This is a genomic window from Lactobacillus sp. Sy-1, assembly GCF_019303535.1.
Lineage (GTDB): Bacteria > Bacillota > Bacilli > Lactobacillales > Lactobacillaceae > Nicoliella.
Genome location: NZ_JACCIU010000002.1, coordinates 414,013 through 429,660 on the forward strand (window position 1 = coordinate 414,013; position 15,648 = coordinate 429,660).

The 15,648-nt window shown below is 46.1% G+C and carries 1 protein-coding gene (only partly in view); it reads right to left on the minus strand.

Features of this window, described 5'->3' with window-relative positions; genetic code table 11:
- Positions 1 to 15,648, minus strand: the 3' portion of a protein-coding gene (locus tag HZL42_RS08790) for a DUF5776 domain-containing protein (protein ID WP_219283297.1). It continues 14,343 nt past the right edge of the window; 15,648 of the gene's 29,991 nt are visible here — the last part of the coding sequence; its start codon lies off the right edge, out of view; the stop codon is at positions 1 to 3.

Consider the following 15,648-nt stretch of genomic DNA (forward strand, 5'->3'; position numbering starts at 1 on the left):
CTATATGAAACGAACGAACTTTTTATTACTGGTTAGGTACTTGCCGTGCCCGACATAGAACCTAGTTAATCCCTTATACTTTACAACCCGTTTAACGTTAATCTTTGCACCTGGTCGGTAGTAGGTCCCCTTCACGGTAAACGTCTTATTAGGATGTAGCCGTGCGCCCTTTGGATTAATTACTTTCACCACTTTTGGACTAGCAATTTTATAATCACTGCCTTGGTAGTAGGCTAACTTAATGTAATTATGATTAGCAGTAATGTATCCATTATCCTTATGGATGAGGCTTGTTAAGTGGTTTTGAACGTAATAACGAACTAACCCACTACTGGAAAGTGCAATCCGATTGACCCTAAATTCGTGAATTCGATTCCGTGGTTGCTTGTTATACCGTTTGATCCGCTTAGAATCACTAAACGTTGCGGTTGAATAAACATAAATTGGTTTTTGATTATATACATAAATTGGTTGTTTACGCAGTTTAGTGTTGAAGGCCTTAACATAACCATTCTTATAACCAAGGGATTGGCCAGCTAATGACTTCTTAGCAACTAAATCACGTTTAGCAGCTGCTTGCCCACTGGCATATTCAGCGAGATATTGCTTCCTGCCCACTTGGTATGCCTTTTCGTAGTCAGTTCGATATAGACTACTTGAGTCGGTAAACGAAGTCTGTGCCTGCTTGCCCTTGACACCACGAATATAACCATCGTATGCAGCTTGATAGGCGGATTCACTAGCATCGCCGGGTTCCTTCTTAAAGCCAATCTTAGCATCAGCAATTCCGTCATTATACAAGCTCTTATTTGCAGCTGATACTAATGCGTCGTTAGCAGCTAATCCTAACTTGGCAGATAATACGATGGTTTCATAATCAGCTGCTGCTTGGCTAGCAGCTCCGCTAGCAACTGAATTGGCAGAAATGATCAATGAATTAGCAACCACTGCTTGACTCCCAGCAGATTGGGCAACTGAAGCAGCAGCGCTAGCAACTGCAACCAGTTGATTAGCCTTTGATTCGTCGCCATTGATAAGGGCGGCAGATGCAGCAACGTTAGCACTATTGGCCACTGAATTAGCAGAAATTACAGTACTATTAGCGGCACTCACCATTTGAACGGCACTGCTTGCTACGATAGCAGCAGAACTGGCTTGCCGATAAGCGTTTGCCATATCCAAGGCAGCTGAATTACCATTGGCAACTGCTGAACTGGCAGCTGCTAGGTAGCTACTAATTGCGCTATTTGTTGAGACAATTGAGGCTATGCTCTCCGCTTTGGAGTTATTCAATGAATTTTGTTGAATAATTGCACTAGCACTCAATGAAGTCAGGCTCGTGCTACTTGCATAACTAGGGGCCAGATTAGCAACAGACGTTATTGCATTGCTAATTGACGCTACACTACGAGCAGCACTACTTGCAATCAACGCGTAGGAACTAGCGATACTGTTAATCGTTGATCCACTAGTCCCACTAGTGGTCGAACTGCTACTTGCGCTACTATTCGCTCCACTAGCGTATGCACTGCTTGCGCCAGCAGTAGCACTATTTGCAACGATTACTGCAGAGCTAGCGATTTTCGCTGCTGAATTAATTACCACTAATGCCGAACTAGCTACGCTAGCGGCACTATTAACCACCGAGTTAGCAGCTTCAGCAGCACTAGCAAATGAATTAGCATCACTAGCGGCGGAACTGGCAAGTGAATTGTAACGACTAGCCGCATTCGAGTCTCCAGCGCTGGCGGCACTAGCAGCTTCACTAGTTGCACTACTTACAGTTGCGGTAGCGTTTGCAGCTGCAGAATGATTTGATTCGGCAGCTTGGTTGGCGCTACTGGCAACTGATTCCGCACTTTGAACCTGACTATTAGCACTGCTTATGACAACGTTAGCAGAACTCACCACACTAGTAGCCGAGCTTACGGTTGATGCATACGAAGCGCCGGTAGCGTTACTTGAAGCCAGCGATGCATATGAATCAGCCTGACTCTTAGCACTAGCCGCTATTGAATTATCATTCTGAGCATTACTACTAATTGAACTGGCTTGACTAGCGGCACTGGAAACCACACTGGCGGTTGAATAGGCACTCGCAGCTGCTTGACTTGCATTCATCGAAGCTGAATTAGCAGAACTTCTGTAGTCAGAAGCCTTGGCAGATACCGACTGAGCAGCTAATGCTGCAGAAGATGCAACGCTAGTCATGCTGTTAATAATGCTAGTTGCACTATTTGCTGCAGATGTAGCACTGTTCACAGCACTCGCAATTGAGTTCACTACACGATTAGCAGACGATACCACTGCAGCAGCAGAATTTCCGGCACTAGCAGCCGAACTAGCAGCATTGGCAGCACTCGATGCCTTAGCAGTGGCACTGCTGGCGGCACTGGAATCACCCTTGGCAGCGGCGCTAGATGCAATTGAGGCATAACTAGCAGCTTGTGAGGCCTCACTGGCAGCAGCACTATTAGCAGCACTGGCAGTCCTGTTAGCGGAGCTAGCATCGTTTTTGGCGCTTTGAGCGGCGGAGTTAGAACTAGCAACCTGTGAACTAGCAGAATTAAAGATTGATTGAGCAGCATTAGCTGTTGATGCGGCACTACTAATAACCGCATTACTACTATTTTCGCTTGCAATACTGTTAATTACACTCGTCCCGGCACTGGCTTGACTAGCAATGCTACTTGCACTAGAAGCGTTACTATCAACGCTGGCAGCCACCTTACTAGTATCATTGTTGACTGAACTAGCACTACTTGCCGTACTTGCAGCATCCGAAGCCTTGCGATTGGCATCGTCAGAGTTACTCTTTGCAGCGGACGCAGTTCCACTTTCAGCATCCGCTTCGGAAACCGCAGCAGTAGTAGCGGAAGCAACGATTGAACTAGCAATTTCAGCCTTTTTCACGTCATTTGCAGCCCGAACGGAAGCTGATGAAACAGCGACATTGGCACTTGAAGCCACCTTTAGCGCCGCACTAGTAACATTTTCGAGGGATGCTACTACCTGAGCAACTGAGTTCGCAGCTGCATTAAGACTATCAGCAACAGCTGAGTTACCAAGCACCGCATTATAATTAGCGGAACTAGCGTAGCTTTCAGCCATCCTCTTAAGTGATTGTGCCGTTGAATTGGCTGAACTTGCGGTTGCAGCATTGGACTGCGCTAATGCGCTTGCTGACTGCGCAGCCTGATTGGCCATTACTGCATCCGAAGCGGCTGAACTAATCGTTGCAACTGCCTTCGAGGCTGTCATGTAAGCAGAACTGATTGTGGCATTGCTTTCGTTCTTATCCCAAACCGACTTAATCACTGCTAACTGACCAGCTGCCGAACTACTATTAGAATTAGCTAAACTGTTGGATCCACTAGTTTGACTGGCAATTACTACTGTTTGAGCATGTTCTTGATTAACTTGGTTTGCATTGTTGGCAGCACTACTTGCAATCGACCGGATTGCACTAGTAATCGATGTCGCACTTGCAACCTCTTGACTTTGCACAACTTCGGCTGACTGAGCAGCAACCAACGCATTCGAAGCAACTATGCGGGCTGCATTTGCGGATTGAACCGCTTGGGAAATTTGAACGTTAGCACTGGTAATCGTTGTATTCATGGCAGCGATGATGTTGGTATAGGAACCAGCGGCGCTATAATCAACTTCAGCCTGGTTAGCATTTTTAACTGCTAATGAATTCAACGAATCAGCAGCACTGCTATTCCCAATTTGAGCAGCACTAATGGCACTACTTGCTGCCTTAGCAGCCAGCGATGCACTTTGCGAAGCAGCTTGGTTGAACGTAGCAGCTTGAACAGAGGCACTTTGCGCAACCGTATTTGCGGATTGTGCCTGTTGATTAGCACTTGAAACCACCGAACTAATTGCATTTGCAGTTGAAAACGCGGAGCTAGCAGCCGAGGATGCGTTAATAATTGCACCATTACTGGAATATGAAAGCGCTAGTGAAGCAATTACACTATTATCCATTGCAACAGAGCTTAAATCACTATTAATGGTTTCAATATTAACAACTGCAATTGAAGATTGAGTATTAGCATCAGCAACCAATGAGTTCAAAGCCGAACTGTTAGTAACAACTGCTGATTGAACAGTGGCATTCGAAGCAATAATTGAATTAGCACTATTGACCTCAGAAGTTTGAATTAATGCAGCCTGCTTAGCAGCGCCATCAGCATTGGAAGCAACAAAGCTAGCTTCATCGATTGCCTTCAACGTTGCAGCAATGTAGTTATTTGCGGATTCAACAGTTGAATTCATTGCAATTACGATTGATGCGTACGAACTAGCTGATTGAGCATTTAAGCTTGCTGCTTGGGCTTGGCTAGTCGCAACCTGATTCAATGAATCAGCCAGCGAAACTTGGCCTAACTGTGCCGCGCTGGCAGCATTAATTGCGTTGCTAACCGCTAATCCTGCAGCAGCACTCGCCGCTTGGGTAGCACCACTAGCCTGACTGGCCGCATTAGAAGCAGCCACGCTGGCTAATTGGGCCGCGCTATTAACATTTGAAATGTCAGAAAAAGCGGAGCTTGCGATTGAGAACGTATCGTTAGTAACATTATTATTTCCGGCAATGACGGCATTACTTGGGTTCTTTGCTAATAATGAAGCTACTTCTTGAGATTGAATTGCGATTACGCTACTCATGCTGGCAGCTTGGCTAGTTAACTGCTCGTTGACAACGACTACCGAACTAGCTGACGAGTTATTGGTGCTAGCCCCCTGACTTGCTAATGAACTAACGGAACTAGCTAATGAAGCGGTATTAGAAGCTGACTGGGCACTATTAACTTCAGCATCCTGTCTTAAAGCAGCACTAGTAGCAATTTCGAGAGCATTCGATGCAGCTAAACTGGCAGCGCTAACGGTTGTTAAATCTGAATCAAGATTTGCATTTGCAGCAGATAACGAAGCATTCAAACCATTAACGATTGCCATGTAGCTACCCGCCAGACTAGCCTGCTTGCTAGCTAAACTAGCACTGGAGGAAGCCTTTTGGTTAAACGAATCTGCGATTGCAGAGTTCCCCATCTGGGCAGCAATAATAGCATTCGAAGCTGCAATTGAAGCGTTGCCGGCGTTAACACTAGCTGTTGATTCGGCAGCATTTATCAAAGGAGCAACTCGTTTGGCACTTGTAGCTAACGACTGAGCATAAATACTATTTAAGGTTGCATTACTAAGCGCTGATTGGGCACTACTTTCAGCTCCGGTAATTACGCTAGCCGCCGAAATAATGGTAGCGTTACTTGGGTGCTTAGCGATAATCGATTGCAAAGCGTTACTTCTGGCTTCAATCTGTTGACTATTCATAATTGCCTGAGAATTATTACCATTGATATCATTAACATTAGAAGCAATGGCAACACTAGCGGAACTAGCACTGAAACTAGCATTCGACGCGTCCATAGATGCAGTTGCAGCATTGCTACTATAACTGTTAGCCGCACTTACTTGATCATCTTCAACCATTGCTGCCACACTAGCCGTACTTAACAGACTGCTTATGCTAAGCATTGCCTGTGAAACAACATTTGCATCATCGGCAACGCGACTATTCGCAGAGCTAACTAGCTGGCTCACTTCGGCAGCACTGGTTGCATTAATGCCAGCAACAATTGCATTAGAACTAGCTAAGCTAGCATTTATTGATGCTTTGACATTGAACGAATCAGCAGTGGATGAATTTCCTAATCTAGCAGCACTCGCTGCATTAGATGCAGCTGTTGATGCATTGGTAAATGCAGATTGAGCAGCAGCATTGGCACTACTGGTTCGAGCATTATAAGACTGCACTAAACCATTTGCAGACTGAGCTTGCGAATTTGCCATTACCGCATCAGTGGCTGCTGAACTAATGCTGATTGCAATCTGACTTGCAGCACTGGATGCGGATAAAATAGCTGCATTACTGGTATGACTGTTTAGAAGGGAGTTAATTATCTTTACGTCAGTTTCAATTGCCTGTTGATTGGTAATTGCCTGACTGTTGAATCCACTAGCGCTATCAGCAATGGCTTGGGCGTTAGTTCCAACAGCGCTGGCAGAGGAACTGTAAGTGTCCGCTTGACTATTCGCTGAACTAGCAATGTTAGTTTCAAAACTAGCCTTGCTAACCTCTGAATTTTCCACACTAGCAGCAACAGATGCAGTGGCATACGCTGATGAAGCAGTGGATGCAAGCGTGTTAATGCTACTCCCCATTCCACTCATTTGTTGACTAGCGTTCGCAATTGCAGAATTAGCAGCAACTGCATTGGCTGCATACGAACTAGCTAAGCTAGCATAGGTTTCAACGTTTGCGGTTTTAATACTAGCATCGCTGTAAAGTGATTCCGCTAATGATAGGTTTCCAGATTTAGCTGCAGCTGCAGCACTGTTAGCATCAGCAATAGCACTCGTGGTAATTGATTGGGCACTGTTACTGGCAACGCTTGTTAAAGCAGCCGCTTTAGCAGCGTCACTACCAGCAGATTTAATAATCTCATTGTTCCCACTAACTAACGCTAAATCAGCATTTGTCGATTTAGCAGTGTTACTTAGAATTACATTTGCTGAACTAATAACGGTATTGGAAGCATGGCTATTTAAAATAGTAGCCCCAGCATTAGCGTTAGAAATAATTTGACCAGCAGCAGCCTGAACTTGACTATCAATATCCTTTGCGGATTGGAAATTAATGGCTGCCCCAGAAGCAGCATTTTCTGCAACTTCGCTGGCAGTCGTGGTGCTAGCTGCAGCAGAATTAGCTGCCGTAACTAAGTTGTTCGCATCACTGATAATTTGATCTTCCAGACTAGCAGCTGAAATTGCAGTTGATTGCGCACTCGCAGCTAAACTCAGTTGCGAATGCATTGTTGATTGAGCAGCATTAGCTGTTTGGTTAGCGGAATTAATGACGTCAGAGAGGGACTGAATCCCATTTGCAATCGAACTGGCGCTATTTTTATAGCTATCAGCTGCTGATGCAGCACTACTAGCAACACTGTTAAATTGGGCAGCTGCTGAATCACCAACTTTGGCTGCACTAATTGCGGCTTCCGCGTTGCTAGTTGCAATTGCGTTTTCAGACTGAATGGCTGAATTAACGGTTGCTAAACCATTCGAAGCCGATTGGATACTGGTAAATGCCTGTTGTGCTGTCGAGTTAGCAGCGGAAACTAGTGAATTAGCCGTGCTAGCGCTCCCAACGGCAGCAAGCGCAGTACTGTTAGCACTAATGATAATTGAATTATCAGAATGACTAGCTAAAACGCTAGTGGCAGTTGATTGCAAGTTAATCACTTGTTGATTATCATTCACAACTTGGCTGGCTACATCGCTAAGGCTAGTTACTAGCGGACCATTTAATGCATTGATGGTTGCAGCCCCGCTTGTAATTTCGTTTCCAGTGACAACAGCATTAGAAGCCATTGATTCAGTTGATTTAGCACTAGTAATTGCTTGGGATTCAACAATGGTCGCAGATTGAGCAGTCGAAAGGGCACTGGAAGCAAGTTGACTAGCAGCACTCACTGAATCAGTCAGGGTTTGCATCTGATCATTCAATCCAGTTGCCGCTGAGCTAAGGGTCCTAATTTTACCACTATCTGAGTTAGCAGCATCAACTAAGCTAGCATTATTATTAGCAATCGATTGAGCCCGACTGTTTAAGCTGGCTGCATTCGACTGATCACCAATCACTGCGGCACTCGTTGCAGCACTAATGAGCCCAGCAACTAAAGATTCGTTTTGCTTAACGGCCGAAGCATTCATATTAAGGTTAGCATTATTTACAATTACCGCACTATTGATCAACTGGGCACTAGCGTCTAACGGAACAGCTGTCTTTGCAGCCGAAGAAGCAGTGATAAACGCATTGGTAGCCGCTGAATTGGCAGCTGAAATAACAGCATTGCTTGGATTCTGGATTAAGATATCCTTAGTAGCCCTAGAATCAGTGGCAATCGCATTCGATTGGGACCCAATTTGACTGGCTAAGGCAGCGTTACTACTGGTAACGATAGCAGTTTGCGATGCATCCAAATTAGCAGCAGTAGCAAGCACACTAATTGAACTAGCTGCTTGGCTAGCCGCACTCTTAATCGCACTCGCACTCGCAATTAGACTATTTTGAGCACTAACCGCTGCATTAGCTGTTGCCAGTGCACTTGAAGCCGCTGCATTAGCGGCATCCGCACTGCTAATTGCACTTGTCATTTGAACGTTCGCCGAATTAATGATTGCATTATCCTTATCAATATCGCTAGCATACGAATTAGCTAGACTAGCTGAAACAGCAGCGCTAGCAGCATAGTTAAAGGCAGTTGTATTGAAATCATTAGCGGCGGATGCATTTCCGGCTTTGGCGGCACTAATAGCATTCGATGCATTGGAGGTAGCTAATTGGGCGTTAGAGTTAGTTGCCACACTATCTAAACTAGCCGCATTATACGCTGATTGAGCACTCCTTAATGCAAGTTGGGCAGCAGCACTGGCTGCAGATGCAATTGAATATGCAGCACTCGCCTGACTGGAAGCAGTAACCGCAGTTCTTTCGGCAGCGGTCACATCCTGGTTAACGGAATACGAGGGGTTACTATTAATGCTAGCAACAATTATTGCATTACTATTAACAGCACTTTGATCAGCAATTACCGAACCAATCCCTCCACTAATGCTTTGGACATTGTTAATTGCCTGCTTATTAGTGTTACCTGCGGAACTAGCTGCTGAGCTAGCCACACTATTTGCAATTGATGCGGTTGCGGAAGTCACATTGGAGCTACTATTGGCATTGTTTTCAACTACGGCAGCGGATATCGCTTGTGACGCAGCATTAGATGCCGCTAACGATGCGGTACTCCCTAAATCGGCATCGCTTGATGCCCGTAAGTTAGCGGACGAAGCGCTTCCAGCATATGAAGTTGCTTGGCTAGCATAACTGCTTACCAAGATAGCGGAAGAATTTGCTAAACTAGCCAGCGTTTGAGCCTGACTGTTCAATGAATATGCATTTGCCGACTGCCCCAATTGGGCAGCGACAACCGCTTGACTTGCAACTAGCGATGCTTGATTAGCATTGGAAATTCCTAAGTTATTAGCCTGAGCAGCTTCATCAGCTAAACTTTGAGCCTGACTGGCCGCTGACTTAGCTTGGGAACTAGCAATTTGGGCATCCGCTAACGCTGAATTAACGATTGTGGTTTGTGAAGCTGCGGTTGCAGCAGCGCTAGCAATCGTTTCGTTACTTGGGTAGTTAGAGGCCAGGGAGCTAATTAAGTTGCTGTCACTATTAATTTGCACCTTATTTAAACTAGTCTGGGTCGTCCATTTTCCGGCACTTTGGTTAGAATCGGTAGCTTGACTATTTTGAGCACTAACCGTACTGCTGGCAAGGTTCCCCGCACTAATGGCGTTTACAGCGTTATTCGAAGTGGCACTTGCAGTGTTAATTGCATTTAATTGGGCGCTGGATGCTGATTGAGCAACGGAGCTTGCTAGTGAAATTCCACTAGCAGCAGCGGTGACAACTGCATTGTAGCTATTCGCTTGACTGATTGCATTCCTTTGAATTAAAGCAGTGCTTGATAACGCAGTGGAAGCACTGGCAACCGCATTCGCAGCGGAGGAAGCGGCAGTGCTTGCTACTAATGCATCGCTGTTAAATTGATTGGCGTCCGAAACGTCCCCAGCATTTGCAGCACTAACCGCACTTGATGCATTTTCTGATGCTAAGCGCGCTTGTTGACTAGCTAGTTGATTGGCAGCACTAGCAGCATCAGTCAAACTAGCGGTAGTCGATTGCATAGATTGAACGATTGAATTTGCACTGCTTTCGTTTGCCGAAGCCACCTTAGCACCACTAGCTAAAATTGAAGCGGAGTGAGCTGCACTGTTAATGACAGCATTACTTGGGGCACTAGATTGAAGCCCCGCAATCGCACTATTAGATTGGCGCAATTGATTATAAGTGCCACTAGTAGCTTGATTCAAACTATTTGCAGCAGCAGCTGCGGAAGCCATTTGATTGCTTTGGGTAGTTGCACTTTGGTTGGTTTGGCTAGCATTGACACTCGTTTTGGATGCGCTAACGGAAGTTGCATCCGCTAATGATACCGCACTATCTTGAACACTTGCAGCTGATTGAGCAGCATTACGTGCGGATGTAACACTAGCAGTGGCAGTATTCACTAATGCAGCGTCAGATTTAACCCGATTATATGCAGATTGAACAATCGCATTAAATTCTGCAACTGACTGCGCATTTGCGGAAACCTGTCCTGCAAATACACTAGCAGCTGAAGCAGCGGCCGCCGCCTGGCTATTAAGCGTAACGGCAGCACTAGCATTCCCCGCGGTAGCTGCACTAATGGCTTCAGTAGCAATGGAAATTGCACTTGCTGCATTCGCAATCGCATTTGAATTTGCAATCGCGGCCGCCGTCGATGCCGAATCGGCACTGGACTGCGCAGCATTGGCTGATTGGTTGGCACCACTAGCATCATCCGCAACAGAACTAATGAATGATTGTTCCGCATTCGCAGCGCTTAATTCAGCTTGAATCATAGTATTATCAGAATGGCTAGCTAGGATTACCGCAATGCTAGCTTGATCACTAGCTGCTTGGGCACTCGCTGAAGCAACCACGTTGATTACTGAGCTAGTATTATCATTAGCTACCGTTGCTTGTGCACCTAAACTGCTAGCCACTAGTGACTGGGCGAGTGCATCGGATGAAGCAAGCACAGCTACACTGGTCATTGAACTAGCACTGGCAATTGCTTGATCCTGAACACTGGCTGCAGATTGAGCAGTGGTCTTAGCGTTCGATGCAGTAATCGCGGCCTGGGATGCAGTATTAAAAGCACTTGAAATCGAGCTATTAATTGAAATGATTTGACTAGCGTATGCACTAACGCTACTTGCATATTGGCTGGCAAGATTAGCAGCAGCCCCGGCATTTTGAGCTTGACTTTGTGCCACATTATTCAAACTATCAGCAACTGATGAATTCCCTAATTGAGCTTCAATCGTTGCCTGAGCCGCATTGCTAGCTGCTAACGTCGCGTTATTCTGAGCAACCGAATTAGCAGAGCTATTTTGCAGCATGGCAGCTTGAGCACTATTTTTAATCGTTTGGGCTACAGTGGATGCAGATGCAGCAGTTGATAGGGCTAAACTAGCCGTATTTACCGCCGAACTTGCACTTTGTTTAGCAGCAATGATTACTGCGTTACTAGAATGGTTAAAAAGTTCAGCATCCACTGCAATTGAATCGTTAAGCGCGGTGCCTTGCGCACTAGTTAATTGACTAGTGACCACAGAAACGTTATTAGCAGCACTAACAGCTTGGCTATTTGAAGCGCTCGCCGAATTCATGGCACCGTTAGCACTCGCTGAATTGGCACTCGCTTGATCAACACTGTAACTAGCAGACTTAACTTCAGCATCCTGAACGTTAGCAGCAGTTGTTGCAGCCACTTGAGCACTATTGGCAGCTGCATTAGCAGCGTTAATGATTACCGCTGCACTAGCAATTTGGGAGTTAGCAACTGAAACCTGTGCATTATATTTATCAACATCAAGCGCAGCTAACTTAGCATTATCGGCAGCTGACTTAGCGTTTGCCATTGTCACTGCAGCCTGGCTGTTGAATGTTTCGGCATCGCTTGTACTGCCGACTACAGCAGCTGATTTAGCCTTTGCAATTAAATCATTAGCAACAATCGTATCACTTTGGGCTAACGAATTATTGGCAACTACCGAATCATTAGCAACGCTTGCGGAACTATTCGCTAATTGAGCAGCTGCATTTTGTTGACTGGCAACGCTAATTGCTGAATTGGCACTGGTAATAGCAGCATTAGCAGTCGCTAACGCTGATTGAATAGCCGTATTACTTGGGTGAGTCGATAACGATTGTTTAATAACGGTAGCTGCACTAGTAACTGAATCGTTAACTGATTCAACTTGGGTAAGCGCTGTGGTTGCTGAAGAAGCAAGTTCGACAACACTATTATTAACCATCCCTGCTGACTGTTGAACGGTATTACCAGAACTAGCAATCGTTTGCGTGGCACTATTGATTGAATCAGCACTACTGATTGCCTGGTCTTGCACACTAGCAGCAGACTGGGCAACGCTATTTTGTTGACTAGCGGTACTCATGGCTGAGCTAACTTGAGTCAACGCATCGTTTGCGGAACTAAGGGCCGCATTGGCAGCATCGCTATCCGCTGCAACAGCGATTGAATTATCCTTAGCAGCCGCAGCATATGAACTAGCTACTGAAGCCGCTACTGAGGCCTGAGCATTGGCATTAGCTGCGGCGGCTTCACTGCCAAGACTGGCATACGATTTAGCAATATTAGCATAGCTACTTGCTACCGTGGCCGCAGAACTAGCACCAGCCGCATTAATGACTGCTAGTGAAGCTGCGCTAGCTGCATTTTGACTATTAATTTGAGCCTGGGTAGTTGCACTATCAGCAACCACACTTGCAGACTGAGCTGCAACTAGTGCTTGACTAGCACTAGCGACGGCTACTTGAATAACCCCGTTACTTGCGTGACTGGATAGGGCCGCATTGGCAGCATTAACGGCTGCACTAGCACGATTAGTTTCATTAGCTGCATTCCTAATCACCACTGTTGCTTGGGATACAGCAGAAGTAACGGAATTAAGACTAGTTGAATTACTCTGTACTACTGCCGCTGCCTCATTAGAAGCAGTCACGGCGCTATTAGTAGCCGCATTAGCGCTGGCAATTGCAAGGCTTTCAGCACTTGAGGCTGATTGCGCCGCACTGTTTGCACTTGAAGCAGCTAAAATCACGCTCTCAATTAAGATTTCGTTTTGCGCCGCACCGTCAGCAGCCATTGAAGCAGTTTCAGCATAACTAGAGATGGCAAGGTTGGCACTGTTAACCGCACTAGCCGCACTAGATGCAGTTGATGCCTCTTCTGAAGCAGTGGAGTTCACTGAAGAAGCTACCTTAGCACTCCCCTCCTCAGCATAAGAACTAGCAAGTATTGCATTACTGATTGCTAAGGCGGCATAGCTTTGTGCAACTGAACTAGCAGCAATTGCGACTGAATACACTGATGATGCTAAGCTGTTAGCCGTCTGTGCCTGTTGGTTAGCAACCGATGCTGACGAATTTAATCCGCTCGCAACAACGGAAGCCGATGTAACAATGACTGCAGCACTTTGAATAATCGCGTTACTTGGGTTATTACTGAGCGCTACACTAGTTGAGCCATTAAAATCAGCAATGCTTGAATTTCCGTTTGAAGTGAGCACCGTTGATGAGTTAGCAGCGGAAGCATACTGGGATGCAATATCATTGAATGCTTCAGCAGCGGTAATTGTGTTCGTTGCATTTGAGACCGCACTATTAGCACTGTTTGAAGTAACCACTGCAGAGTAGGATCCTAAACTCCCCTCGTATGAAGCAATCTGAGCACCATAGTTATAACTAGAAGCTAGCGAAGCCGCAATGGAGGCGTTGGATTCAGCAATCGAAGCCCGCACGGAAGCGGAAGCAGCGGTTGAAGCAAATATGGACGCTTGTTGAGCAGCCGATGAAGTGCTGCTTGCTGAATCGTTAGCAACCGTTGCATAACTACTTGCCAGAACGTTAGCTGCAGAAGCCGCACTATAATTTCCAGCATACGCATAACTACTTGCTAAGGAGGCCTTATCAGAAGCACTAGTAACAGCTTGACTAACCGCTTGGCTAAGGGCAATAGCAACGCTTGAAGCAGATTTTGCAGCCACATTGGCATCACTAGCTTGACTATTTGCAATGGATGCATCAGATTTAGCGGAGCTAGCTAATACTTCCGCTGATTGGGCTAGGGCCACCGTGGTTTGGATTACCTTATTAGCTTCATTAGAGCCCAGTACCGCCATTGCCGATTGCCATTGATTATAAGCATTGTTGTTATAGCTACCGGCTAAACTAGTGGATTCACTGGTCTGGCTAGTAAACTTATCCGCATCAGTCGAATAACTACCAGCGCTGGCTGCTGCGATTGAAGCAGCCCGATTTGCTCCTTCTGCAAATGAATTGGTTGAACTAGCACTAGCAATTTCTGCAGATTCAAGAATCGTGGCTGATGAAACAATTGAGCCCGCAATGGAAATCTGACTGGCGGCTGAGTTAGCAACACTAAGGGCACTAGCCGCATTACTAGCCGCTTGAGCAGCTTGACTAGCTGCACTTTGCGCGGTTGAACTAGCAATCGAAGCGTCTTTAATGGCGGCATTTGCTTCATTGGCGGCAGAAACAGCAGTGCTAGCAGCAGTGCTGGCCGCATCACTATCACCTGCAACCGATGCAGATTGAACTAAACTATTGGCTCGACTTTCTACCTGATTAGCAACTGAAGCTGCTGTACTTGCAGTGTTAGCCGAGCTAATGGCTGACTGGACAGCTTTAACTGCTGAATCCGCCACGCTAATTTGGGCAATCGCATCTGAATTAGCCTGACTAGCAGCTATAGCTTGAGTCGCTGCCGTACTAGTAGCGGAACTAATTACCGCATTTTGTGAGTGACTGTCTGCAAGGGACGAAATGACACTATTGGTCTGTGACACTTGGCTAGCAACCACACTAGTGGCAACTGCATTAGATTTAACGACTCCAGAATTACTATCAGTGGCATTACTATTGTTAATAATGCCCGCACTGTTTGCATTAACCCCACTGGTATCAGAGGTAGCGGTCGCACTCGCTGAACTAGCTAAGCTTACCGAACTATCAATTGCACTTCTGATTGCTGAATTTGCGGTATTCGCTGCAGATTGAGCAACACTGACTGCACTTGAAATTGTGGCCTGATCAGCAGCGACCATTGAAGCAGCGACGGAACCAGCCGTTAGTGCTGCATTTGCAATTGATGTTTGTTGGGCAACCAATTCTGAATTGGATTCAGCTGTTGACATTGCACTCATTGCAATAGCGGCTGCGGTGGATGCAGTTGCTGAATCGCCATTGTTCGCAGCAGAGGAAGCAGCTAATGCAGCACTCGCCGCAGTCGAATTAGCAACACTAGCAGCGACAGAAGCAACTGTGGCAGTGCTACTTGCCTTAGCTAAAGATGATTGAGCAACTACTACAGCTGATGCCTGCGCCTGCTGGTCGGCGAGCTTAGATTGAATTGCAGCACTAGCTGAACTAACCACGCTGGTGGCAGAACTAACGGCTGAATTATCAGCATTACGATTATTTAGACTACTAATAATACTAGTGGCAATGCTGATGGAATTAGCATTGCTTATGGTTGCAATATTCACGCTAGTAACGGTTGCTGAATTAGCGTTCACTGTATTCCCAGCACTAGAAACGGTGTTAGAACCACTGCCAACGGATTGATTATATTGCCCCGCTTTTTGGCTTGCGGAACTAGCAACCACCGCATTGGAAATTGCATCAGCGGTTTGAATGGCAACTTGGTTAGCAGAACCGGCAACCACAGCAATCGAACTAACGGTAACTAGATCCAGTTGAGCGGTGCTAGCAGCATTTGAAGCCACGCTAGTTGCTGATTGGGCAGTCGCACTAGCAGTTTGCGCATCGACAATTGCTGAGTTAGCAACTTTAACAGCTGAACTCGCCAGTGAAGCAGCGGTACT